20 protein-coding genes are annotated in these 25,391 nt (G+C 40.5%); 5 read left to right on the plus strand and 15 right to left on the minus strand.

Going from position 1 to position 25,391, the window contains the following annotated elements:
- Positions 1-478 precede the first annotated feature (478 nt).
- Complete coding sequence (locus tag Q0A08_RS10665) at positions 479-2,422, plus strand: DNA topoisomerase III (protein WP_438467082.1); 1,944 nt, start codon at positions 479-481, stop codon at positions 2,420-2,422.
- 56 nt (positions 2,423-2,478) lie between these two features.
- Here the strand turns inward: Q0A08_RS10665 and Q0A08_RS10670 are convergent, their stop codons facing one another.
- The 10 genes from Q0A08_RS10670 to Q0A08_RS10715 form a co-directional block, all read right to left on the minus strand.
- Positions 2,479-3,099 (minus strand): LysE family translocator, encoded by a 621-nt coding sequence (locus Q0A08_RS10670; RefSeq protein WP_438467084.1) that lies wholly within the window; start codon positions 3,097-3,099, stop codon positions 2,479-2,481.
- A 120-nt stretch (positions 3,100-3,219) separates the two neighbouring features.
- Entirely contained in the window at positions 3,220-3,999 is a 780-nt protein-coding gene (locus Q0A08_RS10675; RefSeq protein ID WP_438467086.1) for a hypothetical protein, read from the minus strand.
- 82 nt (positions 4,000-4,081) lie between these two features.
- Positions 4,082-4,798 carry a hypothetical protein gene (locus Q0A08_RS10680; protein WP_438467088.1) on the minus strand — a complete coding sequence of 239 codons (717 nt, stop codon included), beginning with the start codon at positions 4,796-4,798 and terminating at the stop codon, positions 4,082-4,084.
- Between the two features lie 141 nt (positions 4,799-4,939).
- Entirely contained in the window at positions 4,940-6,520 is a 1,581-nt protein-coding gene (locus Q0A08_RS10685) for an inorganic phosphate transporter (protein ID WP_438467089.1), read from the minus strand.
- 348 nt (positions 6,521-6,868) lie between these two features.
- The gene (locus Q0A08_RS10690) at positions 6,869-7,462 is read right to left on the minus strand and encodes a sarcosine oxidase subunit gamma (protein ID WP_438467091.1); all 594 of its coding nucleotides are present in this window, start codon (positions 7,460-7,462) and stop codon (positions 6,869-6,871) included.
- A complete protein-coding gene (locus tag Q0A08_RS10695; RefSeq protein ID WP_438467093.1) occupies positions 7,455-10,472 on the minus strand; it encodes a sarcosine oxidase subunit alpha in 3,018 nt (1,005 codons plus the stop codon). Before Q0A08_RS10695 ends, Q0A08_RS10690 begins: the two co-directional genes overlap by 8 nt.
- On the minus strand, positions 10,469-10,765 hold the full coding sequence (locus Q0A08_RS10700; RefSeq protein ID WP_438467095.1) for a sarcosine oxidase subunit delta: 297 nt from the start codon (positions 10,763-10,765) through the stop codon (positions 10,469-10,471). The genes Q0A08_RS10695 and Q0A08_RS10700 overlap by 4 nt, the downstream gene beginning before the upstream one ends.
- Before the next feature lie 11 nt (positions 10,766-10,776).
- Entirely contained in the window at positions 10,777-12,027 is a 1,251-nt protein-coding gene (locus Q0A08_RS10705; protein ID WP_438467097.1) for a sarcosine oxidase subunit beta family protein, read from the minus strand.
- 86 nt (positions 12,028-12,113) lie between these two features.
- A complete protein-coding gene (locus tag Q0A08_RS10710) occupies positions 12,114-13,496 on the minus strand; it encodes an L-serine ammonia-lyase (protein ID WP_438467099.1) in 1,383 nt (460 codons plus the stop codon).
- 115 nt (positions 13,497-13,611) lie between these two features.
- Positions 13,612-14,703 carry an FAD-binding oxidoreductase gene (locus Q0A08_RS10715; protein ID WP_438467101.1) on the minus strand — a complete coding sequence of 364 codons (1,092 nt, stop codon included), beginning with the start codon at positions 14,701-14,703 and terminating at the stop codon, positions 13,612-13,614.
- Between the two features lie 697 nt (positions 14,704-15,400).
- Between Q0A08_RS10715 and Q0A08_RS10720 the strand changes: the two genes are divergently transcribed.
- Positions 15,401-16,414 carry a GlxA family transcriptional regulator gene (locus Q0A08_RS10720; protein WP_046019216.1) on the plus strand — a complete coding sequence of 338 codons (1,014 nt, stop codon included), beginning with the start codon at positions 15,401-15,403 and terminating at the stop codon, positions 16,412-16,414.
- A 301-nt stretch (positions 16,415-16,715) separates the two neighbouring features.
- Positions 16,716-17,660 (plus strand): adenosylmethionine decarboxylase, encoded by a 945-nt coding sequence (locus tag Q0A08_RS10725; protein WP_438467103.1) that lies wholly within the window; start codon positions 16,716-16,718, stop codon positions 17,658-17,660.
- Positions 17,661-17,737: 77 nt separating this feature from the next.
- Here Q0A08_RS10725 and clpB read toward each other — a convergent pair whose 3' ends face one another.
- The 3 genes from clpB to rluD form a co-directional block, all read right to left on the minus strand.
- A complete protein-coding gene (clpB, locus tag Q0A08_RS10730; RefSeq protein WP_438467105.1) occupies positions 17,738-20,317 on the minus strand; it encodes an ATP-dependent chaperone ClpB in 2,580 nt (859 codons plus the stop codon).
- Between the two features lie 126 nt (positions 20,318-20,443).
- A complete protein-coding gene (pgeF, locus tag Q0A08_RS10735; RefSeq protein ID WP_438467107.1) occupies positions 20,444-21,205 on the minus strand; it encodes a peptidoglycan editing factor PgeF in 762 nt (253 codons plus the stop codon).
- A gap of 33 nt (positions 21,206-21,238) precedes the next feature.
- A complete protein-coding gene (gene rluD, locus Q0A08_RS10740) occupies positions 21,239-22,219 on the minus strand; it encodes a 23S rRNA pseudouridine(1911/1915/1917) synthase RluD (protein ID WP_438467109.1) in 981 nt (326 codons plus the stop codon).
- A gap of 164 nt (positions 22,220-22,383) precedes the next feature.
- On the opposite strand from rluD, the gene Q0A08_RS10745 reads away from it, so the two are divergent.
- Positions 22,384-23,226, plus strand: coding sequence for an outer membrane protein assembly factor BamD (locus Q0A08_RS10745; RefSeq protein WP_438467111.1), 843 nt, complete (start codon positions 22,384-22,386; stop codon positions 23,224-23,226).
- Positions 23,227-23,271: 45 nt separating this feature from the next.
- On the opposite strand, the gene Q0A08_RS10750 is transcribed toward Q0A08_RS10745, so the two are convergent.
- On the minus strand, positions 23,272-23,907 hold the full coding sequence (locus tag Q0A08_RS10750; RefSeq protein ID WP_438467113.1) for a glutathione S-transferase: 636 nt from the start codon (positions 23,905-23,907) through the stop codon (positions 23,272-23,274).
- Positions 23,908-24,017: 110 nt separating this feature from the next.
- On the minus strand, positions 24,018-24,230 hold the full coding sequence (locus tag Q0A08_RS10755; protein WP_046015243.1) for a cold-shock protein: 213 nt from the start codon (positions 24,228-24,230) through the stop codon (positions 24,018-24,020).
- Between the two features lie 604 nt (positions 24,231-24,834).
- Here Q0A08_RS10755 and Q0A08_RS10760 point away from each other — a divergent pair.
- A complete protein-coding gene (locus Q0A08_RS10760) occupies positions 24,835-25,332 on the plus strand; it encodes a DTW domain-containing protein (protein ID WP_438467115.1) in 498 nt (165 codons plus the stop codon).
- Positions 25,333-25,391 lie beyond the last annotated feature (59 nt).

Below are 25,391 nucleotides of genomic sequence, written 5' to 3' on the forward strand. Positions count from 1 at the left end.
AGCTAACCAAGCAAACTCTCGCACTCCCTGTTCCAGTTGCTTAAGCCACCATGGATATCACTGAACATATGGTTTGGTTAAAAAACCGTAGCCAGCAGCAAGGTATTAGAGAATTTGTCGAAATGGCGCTAACAAGACGTAATATAGATCAAACATGTTAAAGTAGCTGTGATTGACCACCTCTTCTCAGTCTGCTCTTTTAAGAAGTGACAACACAAGGAGCCACTTTTCTAAAAGACTCAAAGAATATGATTAAAAGCCCTATATTTACGTTAAGGACCTTATCAATAAAGCAACGATTAAGTTACGTCCCTCTTCATAAATCTAGTTACTTTTATCCACACGCTGAGGTGGAGGGCTTATTCGCAGGTTTCTTAATAACTTAGTACCTTATCCAATAAAGTAAGCACAGATATTTACTGGCCTTTAAAAAGCATCTTAGATAAACTATTACTGTATAAAAACACAGTAGCCATTTATGATTCTTTATATTGCCGAAAAACCAAGCCTAGCGCGTGCTATTGCCTCAGCCTTCCCTAAACCGCAAAAAAAAGAAGATGGCTGTATTTGGCTGCCTAATGGCGATTGTGTGAGCTGGTGTATTGGTCACCTTTTAGAGCAAGCGGAACCTGATGCATACAATCCTGCTTATAAAAGCTGGCAGTTGGATCATTTACCCATTGTCCCAAAAACTTGGCAATGGCAAGAAAAAAGTAAAACTCGAAAGCAACTTAATGTACTGAAAAAGCTCATCAAGAAATCTAGTCAATTAGTCCATGCAGGAGACCCAGATAGAGAAGGACAACTCTTAGTTGATGAAGTCATACACTATCTAAAAGTATCAAAAGCTAAACAAGATAATATCCAACGCCTACTTATAAGCGATTTAACACCGTCGGCAGTGAAAAAATCTCTCAACCAATTACGCTCAAACAAAGAATTTTCAGCACTTTCAAGGTCAGCCTTAGCTAGAGCCAGAGCAGATTGGTTACATGGTATTAATCTAACCCGCGCCTATACCATTAAAGGGAAGCAAGGTGGTTATCAAGGCGTGCTCTCAATAGGAAGAGTTCAAACGCCTATATTAGGCTTAGTCGTAAAAAGAGACGCAGAAAGAGAGAACTTTATTCCTAAAGACTTCTTCCAAGTCTTAGCCAATATAGAAACACCTAAGAATGAAGTCTTTAAAGCAAAGTGGATTCCGAGTGAAGCTTGCGCACCTCATATGGACAGTGAAGGCAGGGTCTTAAATAAAGCACTTGCTGAAAATGTGATAAAACGCATTCAAGGGCAAGACGCTAAAGTACATCAAGCGCAATATAAGAATAAGCGTCAAGCACCTCCTTTACCCTATAGCCTTTCTAGCTTACAGATAGATGCCGCTAAAGCATTTTCTATGTCTGCTCAACAAGTACTAGATACCTGTCAGGCTCTGTACGAAAGACACCAACTGATTACTTACCCAAGATCCGACAGTCGCTATTTGCCGACCGAGCAATTTAAAGATGCGCCAGGTGTTATTAACAGTTTGAAAAATAACTTGCCGCAATGGCAGGATAAATTAAATAAAGCTAATACCAGCCAACGCTCTAAGGCGTGGAACGATAAAGAAGTACAAGCACATCATGCGATAATCCCTACAGCTAAACAAGCTAATATTGACGGTTTATCACAATCAGAGAAAAAGTTGTATGAGCTTATTGCTCGACAATACTTGATGCAGTTTTACCCTCACTATGAATATTTAGACTCATTTATTGAACTCATTATTGCTGGCGGAGTATTTCGTAGTAAAGGGCATACCCAGCTATCATCTGGCTGGAAAGCGTTGCTACCAGATAAAAAGAAAGACGAGGAAGAAGGCAATATGTTGCCTAAAGTTGCCATAGGTGATGTCTTATTTTGTCATCATGGAGAGCTTATTTCTAAAGTGACTACACCGCCACCGGCCTTTACTGATGCGAGCTTACTTGCTGCAATGACAGGTATCAGTCGCTATGTAAAACAAGCGGATATCAAAGCCATTTTGAAAGAAACCGATGGCTTGGGAACAGAAGCAACACGAGCAGGCATTATCGAGTTACTTTTTAGACGTGATTTTTTAAAGCGACAAGGTAAAAATATTCTCTCGACCGAGACAGGTAGAGCCCTTATCAATAGTTTACCTGAAAGTTTAATTACACCTGATATGACAGCGAAATGGGAAGCAGGTCTAAATGATATTTGCCAAGGCAGTGGTTCCTATTTAAATTTCATGAATGAGCTAAAGACAAATTTAGTTCAACTCATTGAACAAGCCAAAACGACCAAGGTAGAGGCATTTGCCACACTACCCAGTCCAAGTAAAAAGCCCTACAAAAAGAAATCCACTTACCGTAAAAAAGCAGCGTCAAAGTACACAAAAAAGCCTAAGACAAGCTAATTGTCTTAGGCTAATTAATTTTAACGTGATAGCGATCTAGCTAAGTCAGCTTTAGTTTAGCTGCCAAGTCCTAACCATGCACCTACACCTACCATCAAGCTGCCAGAAAATCGATTCATGGCCCTTACATTGCTTGATTGAAGCAGTAGTGTCCGTAATGTTCGACCTCCACTTGCATAGATCATAAGACAAATAAACTCTAGCGTTAGAATCACACTAATGAGTGTCACAAGTTGCGATGTTAACGCTTGTTCTGGGTTTAAAAAAGGCGGTAAAAGTGCAACAAAGAATGCCCAGCCTTTTGGGTTGGCAATGGCTGTTACAAAACCTTGTAATGCTAATTCCCTTCTGCTCGCTTGCTCTTTTTCTTGCTCAAGCTGAATCGCCATTTTGCCTTTTGAACGCCACATTTGAACGCCAATATAAGCAAGGTAAAGGCCACCAAGAATCTTGAAAGCTAAGAAGAAATTAGGGTAATTTAATAGTAACGCTGCCACACCAACTGCAGCCAATGCGGCAACTAGACCGACACCAATAAGCTCGCCAAGCATCATCCATAAAGCACGCTTAACTCCAATCGTCATGCCCATTGTCATAGCGAGTGTCATACACATGCCGGGTGTTAGAGAAACAAAGAAAAATGTGGGGATAAAGACTGTTAGTAGTGCTATTTCCATTTTAGCCTCTTAGGTAAATTAACAGGGCTAAAGTCTCATGCAAATCATGAAAAATCAATACTAACGGGCAAGGTAAAACTAAATAAATTTAGACTGTCACACTTAGAGAAACGAACAAAGTTAGAAGGTTTTTTTCTTAGTAAACTCTCCCTCTTCAATGAACTTATTCCATTCATCATCAAGGCCGTCTTCTTCCTCTTGATCTTCAGCAGCCGCTTCGGCTTCTTGCTGTTGTAATTTCAAATCACTTTCAATTTCATCAGCAGCAGAGTTGTACTTATTCATAGCTTCTTTTGCTTCTGGTGTCTCTTCTATTTCTTCTAGCTCACCCGCGGCAGTGCGATACATATCAACGGCTTCTTGCAATTTTCCGGTTAAGAAGAATTGACGAGCTTGATAGGCTTTATGATCAGCGTTTAGCTTATACCGGTAAAAACCAATAAGCTGTCCGTACTTGTGACAAGAATCAGGATCGAGCTTTTTATCTTCTTTAGATTGCTGAATAAAGGTAAAGAAAGAATCTAACAAACGGCGAATATTGATAATCAATAATTCATCATTAATAGGTTTTGCCTTACGCCTTTGCTTGCTGGTTTGAAATTTTTCCATCTCTTCAACCACGTGACTACGGCGTTTAGCGAGCTTTTCATCAGGCGCTAATTTCATTAACTCTTCATGAATTCCAACCAAGCGAGAGTAAAGCCAAAGTCGCATATCCTTTGGTTGATATTGAGGCGGTAAATCATCAAGGTAATGACGCACTTGTCGCGTTTGGTTATTCAGCATAGCGACTTTTCTTAACTTCTCTAACCTAGCTTGCTCCTTCATTTGCAAGGTTACAACAAAGCCAATAAAGCCAATGCCGACAACTAATAATCCAATAATAATAAAAGAAGACATTAGAAGCCTCTGACGATTGACAGTAACAATAGCATAATCTTAAATCTCACCATTTTTGGTATCAGTTCCTAAGTTAAAAAGTTCAGTTTGACCTAGTCGCTGTATGTTCTTGATTTTGAGCTTTCATCTTAGTATGCAATTTTTGATCCAACCGACTTATTTTATATTGAAGCTTTTCAATTTCATCTTTTGAATTGCCTACTGATACAAACTTTTCTAAACCAGCTAACGCACTCAAATACTTCTCTCTGGCTTGAGTTAACCTATCTGCATCCAAATCTTGCTGAGCAAGATGAGATAAAAAATCGGTTGTGGCAAGCTGCCTCATAAAGCGTATTTGCTCAACTTGCTTAAGAGCAATGCTTTTATCAAGCTGCCCTTGGGTAGTCAGACCTTTTAAAAAGGTAGGTAATACGGTTAAACCTTCATTCACCTTATCCAAATGCGCCTTGGACGACACCCTTTCTTGGTTAAGAGTATACTTTCCTGCCTTCATTAAACTGGCGACATGGGTCATTTCATTCAGCGTCGCTTCATGACTCTCTTTTTTGCTCATTTTCTGTAAGTGGGTCAAACCACTTATCAGAAACTCTGTCAGAATCATTTTGGTTTGAATTGGCATATAACGATCGGAGATTAGATGTAAAATGCCAGCAATACGATCACAGCGTTTCTGCAATAAATTATCTGCTAATAGTTGCGCTCTTCTACGGGCACCAATAATACGTGCCAATTGTGAGCCAATAATTAAAATTGACACAAACAATACAAAGGTGACTATGATTAGCAGATTATCCATAAATGACTTAACTCAAAATCGTAAAAACAAGAAAACTGAGTGTAACTTTGTTTACACTACTCTTCAGTTTATATCATTCCGCTAAACTTAGTTACAAAAAAGGCCAGCATAAGCTGGCCTTTCAATTACTACTTGGAAAAATTAGCCATTAATATGGTTAAAACCAACAAGCATGTAGAACAATATAGCAGCTAAGCAGCCTGATGCAGGGACCGTGATAATCCATGCTGCAGCGATCTTAAATAGAGCTGAACGCTTAACTAGCTCTTGTTTAGTTGCTTTTTTCAGACCTTTACGCTCTTTCTTAGAGATAGGTGATTCGTCTCTAAGTTGCTTAAGTTCACGTAAGATTGCACGTTTGCCTTCCACATCAGCCGCTTCAAAGCGCTTAACAAAGCTATTTGTTTCATCTTTGTCATGACCAGCGTCTTCTGAGTGCTCAACGATTTCTGCCAATTTTTTCTCATATGACTTCTTAAGGTACTCTCGTAAGAAGCCCACACCAAAGATACCACCAACCGCAATATGGGTAGAACTTACTGGTAAACCAAGCTGAGATGCAATAATTACCGTAATGGCAGCAGCCATAGCAATACAGAAAGCACGTGTCTTATCTAACTCAGTAATTTCAGAACCAACAGTACGAATCAGTTTAGGACCGTAAAGCGCTAAACCAAACGCTATACCGATACCACCGACTAACATGATCCATAATGGAATCGATGCTTTGCTAGAAATACCACCAGACATTAGCGCATCATTAATCGCAGCTAGCGGTCCAATCGCATTAGCAACATCATTCGCACCGTGAGCAAAACTTAGTAGTGCAGCAGAAATAATCAGTGGGATAGTGAATAAGCTATTAACACTGTCTTTATGGTTTTTAAGGCTTTCTGATGCTTTAAATACAATTGGACGAACAAAGAAGTAAACCCCTGTAGCAATTGCAAAGCCAAGCATAGCCGCTGTTACTATGTCAGTTTTCCAGATCTTTTTAAGACCCTTCATGATCAAGTAAGTAGAGAAAGCCCATACCATTAGAGCAACAAGCAAAGGTACAATTTTGCGTGCTGAGGCAACAATGTCATTTTTATAAGTAATAGAGTGTTTAATGTAGTACAAGAAGCCTGCTGCGATAAAACCACCTAATACAGGTGAAATAACCCAACTTGCCGCAATCATGGACATTTTTTCCCAGTTTGCGATATCCCAGCCACCAGCAGCAATACCCGCACCTAATACACCACCTACAATTGAGTGAGTCGTAGAAACAGGCGCTCCTAAATAAGTCGCTAGGTTAAGCCAAGTCGCTCCAGCTAATAAAGCTGCCATCATTACCCAAATAAAGGTCGCACTGTCAGCGATTGCATTAGGATTGATAATCCCTTTTTTGATGGTACTAACAACACTACCACCTGCAATCAAAGCACCAGATGCTTCAAAGATAGCCGCGATTAAAATAGCACCGGTCATGCTTAGGGCTTGCGCACCTACCGCTGGGCCTACATTGTTTGCCACGTCGTTAGCACCAATGTTTAGCGCCATATAAGCACCAATTGCAGCAGCGATCGCAAGAATAGAAACGTTTGAGATACTCTCGCCATTCATTGTTGCATAGAAACCTGTAGCAACAACAAAGGCAACAGCAATAATTAGACGAACAAGATCACTTCCTAGAAGTGAAGAGCTGGTTGTTACAGAATTTGATTTTGCACGATCCATTCTGGGTCTTCTCTATTTAAATTTAATGGTACCAAAGTATTTATTCGCAATATCTGTTTCGACCTCGCTTATTAAGGTCGCAATCCATGCAATCGACATTGAATCTTTGGCTTTTATATTGAGCTGAAACAAATTCGTCATGAAGTTGTAACGGCGGCAATTCTACACTGAGCAAAAACAGATAAAAAGCGTTAAAACTCTTGTTTATTACAAGCATATGACACAAAAAAAGAGGCCATTTTAGGCCTCTTTTGACGTTTGATTATAAAATTCACTTTATAATCAATCACATAATATTAGACGCTTTTTAAAATGCTTCAAAAGTGTGTCTAATATATGAATTTTTTATTACAGTTTAATGACAAGTCCAAATTCTTGGCTCGAATCTTCAATCCAACGCCACACATAATCAGAAAAACTACGGCGAACGACTAGCATAAAGCACTTCTCATCAAGTCGATTCATCACAACACTGGCTTTAGCAAAATGAGTTGTTACTGTTTTACCCACTGGCAACTCAGCTTCAACATCATAACCACAGCTCTTTTTCATTAAGGTGATCACATCATCGCCAGAAAGCTCAAATACCGTTTGGCCTCCAGAAACATCCACGACAGAGAAATGGCCTGTTAGTTTTGCACGTAAGCTAGCTTCTAATTCGGCCTCATCACCTTTAGCACTGATAATTAGCCACTCATTTGGACTGATCCAATGAATAGAAACATCGGCATTGCTCGCTGAACTTAGGGCTTTAACTGGCAGGCTTAAGCCTAAAACGTCTTCCACAGAAGAAACAAATCCAGCATCACCACTATTACCGCGTAGTGTCAGGTGTCCATAAAAACCACGTTCTTGAAAAGTGACACCACCTTGCTTTGCAGATGGGAAACTAATATGAGCCAGTGGTGTATCAGGCCTAACTTTAACATTTACATTAGACATGCTGTTTCTCCCCTTTGGCATCATAGAAAACATAGTCAGTAATTTCAGCTTCAATAGTACGGCCATCTGCTAACGGGAAGTAAACAGACTCACCTTTACGGTTCTGGCCATCTTTGATTACAGCTAACGCAAAGCTATGACCAAGTACTGCACTGTAATAACTTGAAGTCACATGCCCGACCATTGTCATAGGAATACTCTCATTCGGATTACGAACAGCTTGAGCACCTTCTGGCAAAATAACATTAGCGTCTTTTGGCTTAAGCCCAACAAACTGCTTACGGTCTGTACGTGAAGTATCAGGACGAGTAAAGGAACGCTTACCAATGAAGCTAAATTCTTTATTCTTACCAATACACCAGCTCATATCCATATCTTGTGGCGTAACAGAACCATCTGTGTCTTGACCAACAATGATAAAGCCTTTTTCAGCACGTAATACGTGCATTGTCTCAGTACCATAAGGGGTAATATCAAATTCTTTACCCGCTTCCATGATCGCTTCCCAAACATGCAAACCATGATTTGCTTGCACGTTAATCTCGTAAGATAGCTCACCAGTGAAACTGATACGGAAGACACGAGATTTAACACCGGCAACGGTACCACTGCGCCAATCCATGAACTTAAAGCTATCTTTATCAAGATCAATATCATCACATACTTTCGCTAATACTTTGCGAGAGTTAGGGCCAGAGATGGTCATGGTTGACCAGTGATCTGTCACTGATGCCATATAGACTTCTAGTTCAGGCCACTCTGTTTGATGCCATAATTCTAGCCACTCAAGTACATTAGCTGCACCACCTGTTGTGGTTGTTAGAATGAAATGATCATCCGCAATACAAGAGGTAACACCGTCATCCATAATCATGCCGTCTTCTTTCAGCATAAGACCATAACGACATTTACCGACTGCTAACTTGCTCCAAGCATTGGTATAAACACGGTTTAAGAATTCACGTGCATCTTTACCCTGGATATCAATCTTACCAAGTGTAGAAGCATCCAATATGCCCACACTGTTACGTGTCGCTAAGCATTCACGATCCAGTGTCTGTTGCATGGTTTCACCAGGCTTAGGGAAATACCAAGGACGCTTCCATTGGCCCACATCCTCAAACAAAGCGCCGTTAGCTTCATGCCAAGACTGCATAGCGGTATAACGAATAGGATCAAACAAACTGTCTGTATCACGTCCAGCAATCGCACCGAAAGTTGTTGGTGTATAAGATGGACGGAAGATAGTCGTCCCTGTTTCTGCAATTGTCTTATTCAAAGACTGAGCAGCAACAGCCATACCGTTAATGTTACCCAACTTACCTTGGTCTGTTCCAAAGCCTAACGCGGTGTAACGTTTAACATGTTCAATCGACTCAAAACCTTCACGTGTCGCAAGTTGGATACCCGCCGCGGTCACATCGTTTTGCATATCAACAAACTGCTTAGGTGCACGACTAACTGATTTAGAGTGCGGTACTAAGAATAACGCCTGAGCTTGCCCTGTTTTAACAAGATCAACACTCGGTACTTTAATTGAGTTAGAACCATCACCAAACCCTGCTTCACATGCCGCTTGCGCACCTGTTGCTAGACCTTGCTCTAACGCGTCATGCAACTGGTGCTGCCCCATTAGGGAACCGACACAATGTTGCTTCTGTACCGTTTTACCTGGTAAGAACCCGATAATGTCATCGTTCCATACTGGGCGAGCGCCTGTGTGACAACTCAAATGAACAACAGGACTCCAACCACCAGAAGTTGCAATAATATCGCAATCATAATTCTGGCTAGCACCTGTTACTTGTGTACCTTCTGCATTAATTGGCGCCACAGTCGCAGCATAAACACGACGGCTACCTTTTGCTTCAGTGACAGCATGTGAGAACCAGATCTTAAGACCTAATTTTTTAGCTTCTTCGACAAGCTGACCATTTGATTCAGCACGGCTATCAGCAATACCTATCACTTTACGGCCTGCTTTATGCCAATCAATTGCCGCTTGATAACCTGAGTCGTTAGCTGTCGAGACAACCAAAGCATTACCAGGCGCTACAGCATAACGATTTAGATAAACACTGATAGACGAGGCTAACATTACCCCTGGAATATCATTGTTAGCAAAGATCAAAGGTCTCTCTTGTGCACCTGGCGCCAAGACAACTTGTTTCGCACGGACACGATGCATACGTTGACGTGCCCCTCTTGGAGAGATCTCACCAAGATGATCAGTACGACGCTCAATAACAGCTAAGAAGTTATGATCGTAATATCCCATAACAGTACTGCGAGGCAGTACAATCACATTTGAATAGTCTTCTAATGTTTCAATAGTATCTTTTAGCCATTGACTTGCAGGAGCACCATCAATTGTTTGAGTCGTGCTAAGTAGGCTGCCACCCATTTCATTCTGCTCATCAGCAATAATGACACGAGCACCCGTTTTAGCTGCAGCCAGTGCCGCAGAAAGACCAGCAGGACCCGCACCAACAATCATCACATCACAATGATGATTAATTTTGTCGTAAGTATCTGGATCTGGAGCCGTAGGTGCTTTACCTAATCCTGCCGCTTTACGAATAAAGTGCTCATATGTCATCCACAATTTTTGTGGGTACATAAAGGTTTTGTAGTAAAAACCTGGCGGCATCATAGCGCCCGCTTTTCCAAGCGTAGCCATCAAATCAAAGTTGACACTCGGCCAGCCTGCAACTGGATTTGCGACAAGACCTGCATACAACTCCTGTTGCGTTGCTCTGACATTGGGAATAGTAGACGCGCCAGTACCTAACTGAATGACACCATTTGGCTCTTCGCTACCATGACCTGTGATACCACGAGGACGAGAATACTTAAAACTACGGGCAATAATATCGACACCGTTAGCTAATAAGGCTGAAGCAAGTGTATCCCCTTCAAAACCCTTATAAGATTTACCGTCAAAACTAAAGTTAATGACTTTTTTACGATCAATACGACCGCCACTGGCTAAGCGTTTGTTCTGACTCATGTTACGTCGCCCTCACTTTTCACTGCAGGCTCTTCACCTATTTTATAACTTTCATGAATTTTGTAAGTTACCGTGTCGCGGGTAACATTAAAAAATTGACGACATCCGGTGGTGTGATACCAAAGTTCGTGATGAATGCCCTTCGGGTTCTTCCTAAAAAATAAGTAACTTCCCCACTCTTCATCTGATAAAGCTTCTGGATCTTTAGGACGCACAATATGCGCCTGACCACGATAATGAAATTCATCTTCCTCACGATATTCCTGACAATGAGGACAAAAGATATGCAACATAAGAATACCTCCTAGTGGGCAACGCCGGCAGCGCCGTGTTCGTCAATTAAGAAACCAGAATTAAAGCGATCAATAGTGAAGGCTTTTGCCAATGGGTGTGGGTCATCATGCGCAATCGTGTGCGCAAAAACGTTACCTGAGCCAGGTGTAGCTTTAAAGCCCCCCGTACCCCAGCCACAGTTGAAATACAAACCAGGTACAGAGGTTTTACTAATGATTGGACACGCATCAGGTGTCGTATCTACGATACCACCCCAAGCACGGTTCATACGTACACGGCGAACATCAGGGAAAAGCTCACAAATGGCTGCGAGCGTATGCTCAATACCTTGGAATGATCCACGTTGACCATAGCCATTATAAGAGTCGATACCTGCACCAATAACCAAGTCACCTTTATCTGATTGGCTCATGTAACCATGCACTGCATTCGACATAACAACCGTATCAATAATCGGTTTAATCGGTTCAGATACACAGGCTTGTAGAGGATGACTTTCTAAAGGAAGCTCTAAACCAACCATACGGGCAAGTTCAGATGAGTTACCAGAAGCAACACAAGCTACTTTTTTCGCTGCGATAAAACCATTATTGGTTTCAACACCACAAACAGCGCCTTCATGACGACGAATACCTGTCACTTCTGTTTGTTGAATCAAATCAACACCCAGAGCATCAGCAGCACGAGCGAAACCCCAAGCGACGGCATCATGACGAGCTACACCCGCCCTTGGTTGCCAAGACGCCCCTAACACTGGGTAACGCGCATTGTCTGAACAGTCCAGTAACGGACAAATTTCTTTTACTTGGGCAGCATTAAGCACATTGCCATCAATACCATTCAAGCGGTTTGCATTTACACGGCGCTCGATATCTCGCATATCTTGTAAGTTATGCCCAAGGTTTAATACACCGCGCTGTGAAAACATGACATTGTAGTTAAGGTCTTGGCTAAGACCTTCCCACAATTTCATTGCATGTTCATACAGGTTTGCAGCTTCATCCCATAAGTAGTTAGAGCGAACAATGGTGGTATTACGCGCGGTATTACCGCCACCTAGGTAGCCCTTCTCAATTACAGCAACATTGGTAATACCATGTTCTTTTGCTAGGTAATAAGCCGTGGCCAAACCATGGCCACCACCACCAACAATGACAACATCATAAACCTGTTTTGGTTTAGGATTACGCCAAACTCTTTGCCAATTTTCATGATGACTTAGAGCATGCTTAAAAAGACTAAACACTGAATAACGTTTCATATCACCACCCTAGAAATTGCTGCCATATTGTTCACTGCCATCAACTACTAAATAACTACTTTATTAGGAATAAAGGGTAACGCCTGTCAACATTCAATAACGTTAACGGCTAATCCCCCTCGCGAAGTTTCTTTATATTTATCATTCATATCACGCCCTGTATCTCGCATGGTTTTAATCACCTTATCTAGAGATACATAGTGTGTTCCATCACCACGAAGTGCCATGGACGCAGAGTTAATCGCTTTAACTGACGCCATCGCATTACGTTCGATACAAGGAACCTGCACCAGACCACCAATCGGGTCACATGTCAGTCCCAAGTTATGTTCCATACCTATTTCTGCAGCATTTTCAATTTGCTCAGGTGAACCACCTGTTGCTGCAGCTAAACCTGCTGCTGCCATTGCGCACGCTGATCCAACTTCACCTTGGCAACCTACTTCAGCACCTGAAATAGACGCATTCTCTTTAAATAGCAGGCCAATTGCGGCAGCCGTTAAAAAGAAATCAACAATGCCTTCTTCATTTGAACGAGGGCAGAAGTCCCAGTAGTAATGAAGTACCGCTGGAATAATGCCAGCAGCACCATTTGTTGGTGCAGTCACAATACGACCACCACCTGCATTTTCTTCGTTTACTGCTAGGGCATATAAGTTAACCCAGTCCATAGCCCCTAAAGACGGTGTAATCATATCCATCTTATTTTTCTTTGTGAGGTCTTGGTAAAGGCTCGCAGCACGTCGCTTAACTTTTAAACCACCAGGTAAAATACCTTCGGTTTGAATACCTTTATCTATGCAAGACTTCATAACTTGCCAGATAGAAAGAATATTGGCTTTAATCTCTTCTTCGCTGCGCCATGCTTTTTCATTTTCTAGCATGATTTGAGCAATACTAAGGTCATGCTCTTTACACAGTTTTAGAAGTTCTTCGCTGCTATGAAAGTCATAAGCTAGTTGAGTATCATCTTCTACAAGCTCAACTTCACCTTGATCATTTTGATTAACAATGAACCCCCCACCAATTGAGTAGTAAGTCTTTTCACAAATCAAAGTTTGCGTTTCATCATAGGCACGCAATGTCATGCCATTAGCATGAAAATCAAGACGATCGATTCTGTGATAAATCAAATCTGTGACAGGTTCAAAAGCAACACTGTGCTTAGCATTCAAACTAATTTGTTTAGTTGATTCAATCGCTTCTACTCTAGGATCAACCGTATCTGGCTCAATAGAATCAGGAAGTTCACCTTCTAAGCCCATGAGTACCGCTTTACCCGTACCATGACCTTTACCTGTCGCACCAAGCGACCCATAAAGCTCACACATAACGCGTGTCACTTTAGGAGTGAGTTGTTCATCGTCAAGAAAGTGGACAAATTGATTAGCTGCCACCATAGGACCCACAGTGTGTGAGCTTGATGGACCAATACCAACTTTAAATAAATCAAATAAACTAATAGCCATAACAACGCCTCATGTGAATAAGCCTGCCAGTTAATAAAAATCAACCGGCATGCGAAAAGGATTAATCTTTTCCCTATTAGAACACAAAGTTTCCAATAGGAAACACGATTTTTGATTAAACCTCGATTTCGACGTCTGTTTTGGGCTTAGAACAGCATGACAGTATGTAGCCTTCAGCCACATCATCATCTGTAATACCACCGTTATGCTCCATCTCTACTTCTCCAGAGATTTTAAGAACACGACAGGTACCACAAATACCCATACCACATGCTTTAGGAATGCGAATGCCTAACTGAGTAGCAGCCGAGTGAACGGTTTCTTCCGCCTTAACCTTGATACCTTTACCAATATTAGTGAAGGAAACCATGGCACCTTCAGATCTATCTTCCAGAGCTTCTTCTTCCGCTTCCGTTAGAATATCTAGATCTTCATCTGCTGGCGGCTCGCCGAAGCTTTCTTCGAAGTAGTTTTCCATTGGGAAATCAGCATCTTGCAGCATCTTTTTAACGGCTGACATATAAGGTGCTGGACCACAACAAAAGACGGTTCTTTCTTTAAAATCAGGTGCCATGAGTTGCAGCTTGAATAAATCTAAATAGCCGCGGTAACCCGACCAAGTTTCACCTATGCCATGGGTTTCACAAACAAAGTTAACTTGTAAATTAGGAACACGTGAATCCATCAATTCCAATTCACGTCTAAAAATAATATCAGACGGTGATCTAGCACTATGGCAGAAAACCATATCAACACCTGTATTGGTGTCATAGAACCAACGCGCCATAGACATGGTTGGTGTAATACCGCTACCACCAGAAAGTAGCAGCACTTTTTCGGCAGGGTGATCAATGCAGTTGAAAATACCCATTGGGCCGTGAACAGCTAGTTCATCACCTTCAGATAAATTATCATGCAACCAGTTTGATACTTGACCACCTGGCACACGTTTTACTGTGATAGAAAAGCTGTAAGGAACAGAAGGTGATGATGCGATAGTGTAACTACGCATTACCTGTTCACCTTCAATCATTAATTCAAGCGTTACAAACTGACCTGGTTTGAAGAAGAACATGATTGGTTGTTCTGCCATAAAGCAGAAAGTCGTCACATCAGGTGTTTCCCAAATGCGGTTTACACATCTGACTTGGTGACGGCCGTTAGCCCATGTTTGCGTATTTACTGTGTTTAAAAAAGTATCATTCATCGACTTTACTCTTCTTGTCTTCTTCTTATGCTTTTCTTATTAAAGGTAGCCATAAATAATAGGCTGAGTCTGAATAAAACGGAGTATGTGTTTAGCGGCCTTTACTCGTTTATTCAAAAACGACATTTTTATACTCTAACCATCCAAATTTAAAAAAACCCTCTCAGATAGAACAAAGTAATTGCTTTTAATTCCTGCTTACAGGCCCTAACAGAGAATGATTATCAAGCTAACAAGTAGAGAATAAGCAGCTTGAGCTACCTATATAGTCTATAAACAAAAGGGTTATTCTGTGTCGCATAAAGAATAAAGATAGAAAAGCAATTGATCTTAGACACTTAAAAGCATCAATTTTTTGTCAAAATTGAGCCTAACTTATTAAAAATTAGGCCTTTTGAGTAATTAAACATGACCTTGTCATATTTTTTGCGTCATACCTGCCAATAAAATTTTAATAAAATCATAGGTTATGACGCTTTTAAATGAGATATTGTCGCTATTAGAACACCCTTACCCCTAACCGACATGGCACAGTACGAATCGGGTACTAAAATAAAAATATGGCCGTTATTTAAGTCTGAAATCGGTAAAACAGTAGGAAATTTCAACAAAGATTAATCTTAATCACTAAGTTGACCTTCTACCTCTGATTAAAAGATTTAAATAAACACCCACTCAACATTCAGAGGTAGTCGTAATGACAACAACCGCACCAACCAAAAAGTATCGCTATGGATTTGTTCTGGTAGAGGACTTTTCCATGCTGCCTATGACATCAGCAATCGAAGTTATGCGTATGGCAAATTACTTGTTGGGCCATGATGTTTATGAGTGGTTTACCATTACTCAAGATGGACAGCCAGCAAAAGCCAGTGACAATATCATGATCGCAGCAGATCTTGATTTTAGACAGGATCTCTCTAATTTCGATGGCATTATTGTTTGCTCTGGTGTCAATGTTGAAAAACACTGTGACCCACAGCTCTTGCACTGGCTAAGAGAACAAGAGAAAAAAGGCACTGCTATGGGAGCCATTTGTACTGGCGCCTTTATTCTAGCTGCAGCAGGCTTAATGGATGGCTATCGCTGTACTGTTCACTGGGAATACATGACAACCTTCTGTGAACGTTTTCCTAATGCTTACACAGACTTAAAACTATTCTCATTTGATCGTGACCGCTTCACTTGTGCTGGCGGTACTGCACCATTGGACATGTTTTTAAATCTAGTACGTAAACACTTTAGTCATGAACTCAGTGCAGCGATTGGTGAAGAGTTTATGTCTGAGCGAATTCGTACAGAAAGCGACTTACAGCGTATCCCACTGAGAACTTACTTAGGCCCAAGCCATTCTAAGTTAATGGAAGTGGTTTCATTAATGGAAGCAAATCTAGAAGAACCTATTTCATTAGATGAGCTTGCCAGTTTTGTCAGCATGTCTAGGCGCCAGCTTGAACGACAATTCCAAAAACATTTAAATTGCACACCATCACGTTATTACCTAAAACTGCGTTTAGTTAGGGCTAGAAAACTCCTGACACAGACAAACATGTCTATTACCGACATAGGTATCGCCTGTGGTTTTGTTTCCACCCCCCATTTTAGTAAGTGCTATCGAGAATATTTTGGCATACCGCCACGCAATGAACGTATCACACCCCATACTCAAGTCCCTTTCATGGGAATTCAGGGTGCCGCTTTTAGTGCTTAAGCAAAGTACTTAAAAAGTATCTGTAAGCGACAAAAAACATCAAATTAAAGAGCCATTTAAGGCTCTTTTTTTATACCTGTTTAACTGACATCTTTAATTTTTTATTAACTTTTTAACGCTAGGGTAAAAATTGTCTTTCGCTTTTAAAAAAGATGGATACAATAGCCGCACTCAAATTTCAGCAAGCATAAAACTTGCTAAGAGGTCTCATAAATTAAAAGTAAAAACGCCCTGAATTGTGTTGAGCGAATAGTTGCTTTAACCACATTTTAGGGCGCCCTAGTATATAGAGGATTGTCCTATGTTCTTTGAAGGTTCAGAGAAAAAAGTTGAGCTTGTCATGTCACATGATGCTGTCTCATTAAGAAGTCTTGGCGTCGACTTTTGGTCCAGCATAGTGGCTCAATGTGAAGCTGAAATTCTTTCAAGCATTTCTAATGACCAATGTGATGCTTACCTTTTATCTGAATCTAGTTTGTTTGTCTGGGACCATCACTTCTTGATGCTTACGTGCGGCACCACGACCCTAGTCAATTCACTACAGGCATTTCTCGATCATCTTGAAAGCCAATTTGAAGGTCAATTTGAGTTAATTGAATCCATCATTTTCCAACGTAAAAATGAGTACCAGTCACACCTGCAGAAAACATCATTTGAACAAGACATTACTAAGTTACAAAAAAGACTTAAAGGTGTGGCGTTTCAACTTGGCAATCTTGATAGCCATCACAATTATATTTATCACCTTGATAAGCCTTATTCCCCGAATCAGTCAGATAAAACCTTTGAACTATTGATGTATCACATCGAAGGCAAAGCGGCAAATTACTTACGACAAGAAGGTCAGGACACAAGCACAATTCGTAGCATGCTAAGCCTTGATACCTTGTTGCCAGGTTTCACAATTGATGAATATGTATTTGAGCCCTTTGGCTATTCGCTGAATGCCATTCTTGGAGATAAATATGCCACTATGCATATCACGCCCCAGGAAAAAAGCTCCTATGTTAGCTTTGAAACAAACCTTGATATAAAACAGCACAGGGTGAATATCTTTAACCAATTAATTCATCTACTTCAACCTAGTTGTTTTGACATTATTAGCTTTAACGATGAAGCTGAAATTCATACTGAACACACCTTAATGAATCAAGTCGAACAAAGCTTAAGCTGTGGTTATACCATACGTTTTAAGGAATACATGAAGCAGCAAAAAATCAGTGCCGCAAGTTTGATTGAAATTTAACTGCACTTTAAAACAATAAAAAAAGCCGCCAAGATAAGCTTATTATCTTGGCGGCTTAGTATGATTCAGAAAGAACACTACTGCTTTTTAAAAACAATACTTCCCGCTTCTAAATCTGCCACTATGGCATCTCCCGATACGAAGTTGCCTGCCAGAAGTTCATTGGCCAATGGATTTTCAAGCCAATGTTGTATTGCTCTTTTAAGTGGCCTTGCACCATAAACAGGGTCATAGCCTACTTCGGCAAGGTGGTCCAACGCAGGTTCAGACAAGGTTAATGTCATTCCCATTTCTTGTAACCTGGCATTTAAGTGTGTCATCTGAATACGTGCAATACCATGGATCTGGCTCTGCATAAGCGGATGAAACACCACTGTTTCATCTATTCGGTTAATAAACTCTGGTCTAAAGTGATTGCCTACGACGCCAAGCACTTCTTGTTTAATTTCTTCATATTGCTCATTAGTACGATAGTTTTGAATCAAATCTGAACCTAGATTAGATGTCATCACTATCACAGTGTTTCTAAAATCAACCGTACGACCTTGCCCATCAGTCAAGCGACCATCATCTAACACCTGCAATAAAATATTAAAAACATCCGGGTGTGCTTTTTCAATTTCATCGAGTAAGAGTACAGAATAAGGTCGACGCCTTACGGCTTCCGTTAGATAGCCGCCTTCCTCATAACCCACATAACCAGGTGGGGAACCAATCAAACGAGCAACAGAATGTTTCTCCATAAACTCAGACATATCCACTCTGACCATAGATGCTTCTGTATCAAACAAAAAAGTCGCTAAAGATTTACAGAGTTCGGTTTTACCCACCCCTGTTGGCCCTAAGAATAAGAAAGAACCATTAGGACGGTTCGGATCAGCTAAGCCAGAACGGGAGCGTCTTACGGCATTAGCCACTGCCGTTACCGCCTCTTCTTGTCCAATAACAGAGTTATGCAGATCTGTCTCCATGGTCAATAACTTCTCACGCTCACCTTGCAGCATTTTATCTACAGGAATCCCTGTCCAGCGAGACACAACCGTCGCCACTTCTTCTTCGGAGACGCGATTTTTAAGTAACTGAGCTTGATCTAGTTCTTCTGCCATACTGGCTTTTTCTATTTCCGTCTCTAGCATGGGAATCACTCCATACTGCAGCTCAGACATCTTAGCAAGATTACCATCACGTCTGGCCTCTTCCATCTCTTGACGTACTGACTCTAATTCCTCTTTTAGCTTTTGCGCCCCTTGTAATTGGGCTTTCTCAGCATTCCAGATTTCCTCTAGATCACTAAACTGTTTTTCAGCAATAGCTATATCAGACTCTAGTTTTGAAAGTCGTTGTTTAGAGGCCCTATCCTTCTCTTTCTTCAGGGCTTCCTTTTCAATTTTTAACTGAATCAGACGACGTTCAAGCCTGTCCATATCTTCAGGTTTAGAATCCATTTCCATACGGATACGACTGCCTGCCTCATCAATTAAATCAATCGCCTTATCAGGTAGTTGCCTGTCGGTAATATAACGTTGCGATAGTTTAGCGGCTGCAATAATTGCCGAATCTGTAATATCCACCCCATGGTGAATTTCATAACGTTCTTTTAAACCACGCAAAATGGCGATGGTATCCGACACACTAGGCTCTTCTACCAACACCTTTTGGAAGCGTCGCTCTAAGGCTGCATCTTTTTCAATAAATTGACGATACTCATCTAGCGTTGTTGCGCCCACACAATGCAGCTCACCACGAGAAAGCGCAGGTTTAAGCATATTGCCCGCATCCATAGAGCCTTCAGACTTACCCGCACCGACCATGGTATGTATTTCATCAATAAACAGGATAACCTGACCTTCCTGCTTGGAAAGCTCTGTTAATAAGGATTTCAGCCTTTCTTCAAATTCTCCACGGTATTTTGCACCCGCAATCAAAGCCGCCATATCTAATGATAAAACACGCTTATTCTTTAACCCTTCAGGCACTTCGCCATTGACTATGCGTTGGGCTAACCCCTCAGCAATGGCGGTTTTACCCACCCCAGGTTCACCAATCAAAACAGGGTTATTTTTACGACGGCGCTGTAGTACTTGAATCGTGCGGCGTATCTCATCATCTCGACCTATCACTGGATCTAACTGACCTTCAGCGGCACGTGCGGTTAAATCCACAGTAAATTTGTCTAACGCTTGGCGGCTTTCTTCTGCATTCGGATCATTAACCCCTTCGCCACCTCGTACTTGATCGATAACAGCAACAATATCAGCTTTACTGACACCCGTTTTTTTAAGGGCTTTGGCTAGTTCGTCTTTACCATCAAACATGGCTAGCAAAATTAATTCTGAGGAAATATATTGATCTTTTCGCTTCTGTGCTTCTTTATCCGCTAGGTTCAATAAGCGACCTAACTCTGGCGACATTTGAATATTGCCATCGTGATCTTGCATCTCAGGCAAGTTATCAAGAATAAGGTTTAAGGTTTCACGAAATTTCGCTACCTGAATACCTGCCTGTTGTAAAATAGGACGAATACCGCTGCCTTGTTGATCAAATAAAGCAACTAATAAATGGACGGCATCTATGTAGGCGTGGTCTCTGCCCAAAGCAACAGACTGAGCATCAGAAAGTGCGATTTGTAATTTACTGGTTAATCGGTCGATTCTCATATTAAAGTCCTAATTATCCGAAAAATACCTTTGATACCTTTCTAGATAGGTCCCACTTTTTAAAATTCAATTGTTGAGTGTCATTTTTTTGACACTCATAAAAAAAGAGCCTCTCGGCTCCTTTTATCAAATATCTGCGTCAATCCATATCACGCTGGCTAATCGACCTGTTTGTTTATCCCGTCGATAGGAGAAAAACTGCGCCTCATCCTCATGAGTGCAATAATTACCTCCGTAAATTTTATTTACGCCTAAGGCTTTTAGCCTCAACTGGGCTAATAAATAAATATCAGCCAGCCATTTACCTTCATTTTTAGATGCCTTAAAAGCACTTTCTGCGTGCTTATCTTGCAGCAAAAACGCATCTTTAACCTCACCACCAACTTCAAAAGCATTCGCACCTATGGCGGGACCAAGCCAAACCATCACATCGCTCGCATCATCAAATTCTGCAATACTGGACTCAATGACGCCGTCACATAGCCCTCGCCAGCCAGCATGACACGCAGCAACTTGTGTTCCCTTATTATTACAAATCAACAAGGGCAGGCAATCAGCTGTCATTACAGCACACACTTGCCCCTTTGTTTGTGAAAAAGAGGCATCGGCTTCTAAATCACCCAAGGCTTTTGAAGGCAAGGTGACCGTTTTAGTACCATGAACTTGGTTAAGCCAACGCAAGCTTGAGGGCATATCTATGTGGCGAGCAAAGCGCTGTCGGTTCTCAGTAACAGCTTCCATCTGATCACCTACATGAGCACCTAAATTTAACGAGCCATAAGGCATTTCACTTACACCACCTTGGCGAGTCGATGAGAAAGCCTTGATCTGTTTCGGTGCAGGCCATTGCGGGCAGATATACGACACATTTGAGTAAGTTGAGGTCACTTTATCTCCAAATAAATTAAAGGAAAACAGGGCCTAGAAGTCGCCTTCTACGCTGTCCGTTTCCACCAAATCTTGGTTAAGTAACTCAATTAATTGCTTCATATCATCAGGCAAGTCGACTTCCCATTCCATAAACTCGCCCGTAATAGGGTGTGAGAGCTCTAACCTTTTTGCATGTAACGCTTGGCGTCTAAAGTTTTGCAGTTCATCTCTCAACTCAGGAATACAGGCTTTAGGCATTTTCATGCGTCCCGCATATTGAGGGTCACCTAATAAAGGAAATTGAATATGGGACATATGCACACGAATTTGGTGAGTACGTCCTGTTTCAAGCTTTAATCGAATATGAGTATGGTTTTTAAAACGCTGTAATAAACGATAATGCGTTACCGCATCTTTACCATTTAAAGGCTCCACTGCCATTTTTTGACGGTTCTGAGGATGACGACCGATTGGTTCATTTACAGTACCACCGCCAGTCATTATCCCTATCGTCACCGCTTCATATTCACGTCCCATGCTTCTATCTTGTAACTGAGAAACCAATTCAGTTTGTGCTGCCAATGTTTTAGCAACAACCATCAAACCAGTGGTTTCTTTATCAAGACGGTGAACAATACCCGCTCTAGGAACATGAGCAGATTCAGGACAATGAAATAGAATAGCATTCATCAAAGTCCCTGTACGATGACCTACTGCAGGGTGAACAACTAAACCAGATGGTTTATTCACCACGATAATATCTTCGTCTTCAAAGACTATATCTAGAGGGATGTCTTCCGGCTGATGGTCATCAATATCTTCAACCACGGTCTCTAGGCTAATAACTTCACCTACAAACAACTTCTCTTTTGCCTTTGACTTTTTGCCATCAACCAATAGAACCCCTTCTTTGATCCATGTTTGGATACGTGACCTTGAATAATCACTAAAGAGTTCTGTTGCGACTAAATCAAACCTTTGCCCATTCAATTCAAATGGAACTTGGGCTTCTTTTACTATGCGCTCTGCCATACAATGTACTTAAATTCGAGTTGATCTTAATTTGCGTAAATTTTACGTATTATCGATCAAGTTACAAAGAAAAAAGGTGTATCTAGCTGCCATTGGAAACTTTATGACTATTTTAGAGTCAATCAAGGCAGCACTACATTTAACTATTCAAGGTTTGATTATACATGGGATTACGCAAGTCTTTGCTGCAATTATCTGGTTTCGTAGGAATTTCTTTATTACTAGGGGCTTGCTCCAACACTCCGGTTCAAGAACCAGACCTACCTGAAAGAGAATATTATCAAAATGCCCAAGAAGCATTTGATCAAGGTCGCCCACTTGTCGCAGTTAAAAACTTAAAAGACCTTGATAGTCGCTATCCATTTGGTGAGTTCAGCCAGAGAGCAGAGCTTGAATTGATTTATGCTTATTTCTTAGCAAGTGACTATATTTCTGCACATGCAAATGCTGAACGCTTTATTAAGAAGTACCCAGACTTTGAAACCATAGATTATGTTTTTTATTATCGCGCCCTTTCAACATTTAAAGGTGACCAAACACTCAGCGCTCGCTTTTTGAATCAAGACCCAAGCCAAAGAGATACCAGTGAGTTTGTTAAAGCATTTCGTGAATTTGCTGACCTGCTCAAACGCTTCCCTGAAAGCTCATATGCGAATGATGCTAAATCTCGTATGATTTATTTACGTAATACCATTGCGAAACACGAGCTACAGGTTGCCAAGTATTACTTCAAACGTGACGCACCACTTGCAGCACTACATAGAAGTCAAACAGTGTTAAACCAATACCCTAGCTCAGACTCTATAGAAGAAGCATTAGCCGTTAGCGTTCAAGCTTATATTGAATTAGAGCAAGAAGAGCTGGCAGGCAGAAGCCTAGCCATCTTAGTAGAAAACTATCCGGACTCAACGCATCTTGATGAAAATGGACAACTTATCATTCCAGCAAGACCAAAAGATGCCGATCCTGATTTTTGGTATTGGGTGACATTAGGCTGGATGGACTAACATTCGCTACATTAAAAAGCCGACTTTATGTCGGCTTTTTTGTTGTTAAGGGAAATACCTAGGTTCATCAACTTCTTGCCAAGGTGGCAATTTGATCATTACTTTTTCAAAAGTCTTATCTTCAATGATCTGATTCAGCCATAACTTCACACTCGTATATTGAGATTGATCGAACCAAGTATTATCAACACCACGGAACTGACGTATAAACGGAAACACAAGCACATCAGCCATACTCATTTCATCACCCAACAAAAAAGCCTGTTTACTTAACTTGCTCTCTAGCCTGCGTAAAAACCTTTCACCTTGGGAGCGATAATATTCTTGCGAGAAATCAGGATGGCGATCTGCATATTTATATTTATCTAACCAAAACTTAAACCTGTGATCAGTCTGAAAAAGCCAAGCGGCAATCTCTCTTTCTTGTGGCTTAGAGTAGATGTTCGCATTCTGCTTTCTGGCCATTGCCCAGCGAATAATATCCATACTCTCTGGATAACGGACCCCTTGTTCACAAATCATTTGTGGAACACTAGAGCGTCCACCTAATCTTAATAAAGCTTCAGGCTTATTTCTTAGCACCACTTCTCTAATTTCAACTTTAATATTTAGGAGAGACAGGGCGTAGCGAGCTCTAATCGCATAAGGGCAACGTCTAAAAGAATATAAAATAGGAAACACAGAATATCTCTAAATCAAAAAACAGTTTATCTAAACCTGATTAAAACAAAAAAGCAGACATAAAAAAACCGCCCTTAAAAGAAGAGCGGTTTTTTAAAAGGTCTTACAGATTAAACAACTGATACGTTTTCTGCTTGAGGACCTTTTTGACCTTGAGTAACTTCAAAAGTTACTTTTTGGCCTTCTTGTAGTGTACGACGACCAGTACCATTAATAGCACGGAAGTGAACAAAAACATCTGGACCGCCTTCGCGCTCGATGAAACCAAATCCTTTTTCGTCGTTAAACCATTTAACGATACCGGAAACTAATTGACCTGACATACAAACCTCATCTTTTCTATCTACTGCATATATACAGTTTAGTTTTAGCATTGAAAGCATTAGACCTTTCAACATTATCCATAATGGTCAAGTTATTTATCAGAAGGTGGTCCAAATCAAAATACTTAACTATATCGATAATATGACGATAAAAAAAAAATAGGAAGGCGCAAAAAATAAACTTAGTTAAATTATGTAAAATATATTAATTGAAATGTAACTTTATGAAACGAAACCAGGAAATTTTAAATAAGTTCAAGATAGTATTAGTAATATTTATCTTTACTAATAACCATTTAATAAAAAAGCATTCTTTTTATCATTATTAAACCTGATATGTTTTAGTGACTTAGCATTATCTTAATAAGTAATAGGTTAAATAAATAAATTTAATCTTTAATAATTAACTAAAATGTCATAATGATTAAGTATTGAGCTTGATTCAAATTTAAAGAAATGTTTTTTTTGGTTTTCTGCTCTCACATCATGAAGCATTCATTTTTATTCTTGGCTAAGCATTGCGATAACAAAAAATGAGACTCATAGAGCCATTAAACTGTTATCATAACTAATCCAATATCTAAACTAGCTTTATTTTTTATCCATGTACTTTATCCTTCTTACCCACTCTCGTGAGTTAAACAAAAAATCAGCTACTGGGCCACTTGTTAAGCAAGCGCTTAGTAATCAATGTGATGTGATTGAATGGTCACGTACAGAACCAGATAGTCGCTTAACCAGCAAATTAGATACCACTAAAGCATTACTTATATATCCAGAAACACATAAACAGGCTCCTGTAATAAAAAACTCTAATGCTTTAGTTGAATTTAATACTTTTATTATTCTTGATGGAACCTGGCAAGAAGCAAGAAAGATGTATAACCGTAGCCCTTATTTACATTCATTAGCTCACTACCCTTTAAACATTGATTATCCCTCAAGTTATCAGCTGAGACGCAACCAGAAAAGTACTGGCCTTTGTACTGCTGAAGTAGCGATTGAATTGCTCAAACAGAGAGCTGAATTAGTTCAAGCGAACAAACTTGAGAGTTTATATAATAAATTCAATTTGGGAATCGATACGAGTCAGGAAGCCTAAGTCGTATTCATCTCTCGTTTTTTAGAAGATTTGGTAATAATATTTATAATTATTATTAC

Origin of the sequence: Marinomonas sp. PE14-40 (genome assembly GCF_051623805.1) — a bacterium.
Classification (GTDB): Bacteria; Pseudomonadota; Gammaproteobacteria; order Pseudomonadales; family Marinomonadaceae; genus Marinomonas.

Coding starts and splice junctions, on each gene's coding strand:
- Q0A08_RS10675 (WP_438467086.1), bottom strand. CDS start 3,999: ATGTCTTCTTTTATTATTATTGGATTATTAGTTGTCGGCATTGGCTTT.
- Q0A08_RS10715 (WP_438467101.1), bottom strand. CDS start 14,703: ATGAATGATACTTTTTTAAACACAGTAAATACGCAAACATGGGCTAAC.
- Q0A08_RS10665 (WP_438467082.1), top strand. CDS start 479: ATGATTCTTTATATTGCCGAAAAACCAAGCCTAGCGCGTGCTATTGCC.
- Q0A08_RS10690 (WP_438467091.1), bottom strand. CDS start 7,462: ATGTCTAATGTAAATGTTAAAGTTAGGCCTGATACACCACTGGCTCAT.
- Q0A08_RS10670 (WP_438467084.1), bottom strand. CDS start 3,099: ATGGAAATAGCACTACTAACAGTCTTTATCCCCACATTTTTCTTTGTT.
- Q0A08_RS10720 (WP_046019216.1), top strand. CDS start 15,401: ATGACAACAACCGCACCAACCAAAAAGTATCGCTATGGATTTGTTCTG.
- Q0A08_RS10705 (WP_438467097.1), bottom strand. CDS start 12,027: ATGAAACGTTATTCAGTGTTTAGTCTTTTTAAGCATGCTCTAAGTCAT.
- Q0A08_RS10695 (WP_438467093.1), bottom strand. CDS start 10,472: ATGAGTCAGAACAAACGCTTAGCCAGTGGCGGTCGTATTGATCGTAAA.
- Q0A08_RS10745 (WP_438467111.1), top strand. CDS start 22,384: ATGGGATTACGCAAGTCTTTGCTGCAATTATCTGGTTTCGTAGGAATT.
- rluD (WP_438467109.1), bottom strand. CDS start 22,219: ATGGCAGAGCGCATAGTAAAAGAAGCCCAAGTTCCATTTGAATTGAAT.
- clpB (WP_438467105.1), bottom strand. CDS start 20,317: ATGAGAATCGACCGATTAACCAGTAAATTACAAATCGCACTTTCTGAT.
- Q0A08_RS10710 (WP_438467099.1), bottom strand. CDS start 13,496: ATGGCTATTAGTTTATTTGATTTATTTAAAGTTGGTATTGGTCCATCA.
- Q0A08_RS10760 (WP_438467115.1), top strand. CDS start 24,835: ATGTACTTTATCCTTCTTACCCACTCTCGTGAGTTAAACAAAAAATCA.
- Q0A08_RS10725 (WP_438467103.1), top strand. CDS start 16,716: ATGTTCTTTGAAGGTTCAGAGAAAAAAGTTGAGCTTGTCATGTCACAT.
- Q0A08_RS10680 (WP_438467088.1), bottom strand. CDS start 4,798: ATGGATAATCTGCTAATCATAGTCACCTTTGTATTGTTTGTGTCAATT.
- Q0A08_RS10700 (WP_438467095.1), bottom strand. CDS start 10,765: ATGTTGCATATCTTTTGTCCTCATTGTCAGGAATATCGTGAGGAAGAT.
- Q0A08_RS10685 (WP_438467089.1), bottom strand. CDS start 6,520: ATGGATCGTGCAAAATCAAATTCTGTAACAACCAGCTCTTCACTTCTA.
- Q0A08_RS10755 (WP_046015243.1), bottom strand. CDS start 24,230: ATGTCAGGTCAATTAGTTTCCGGTATCGTTAAATGGTTTAACGACGAA.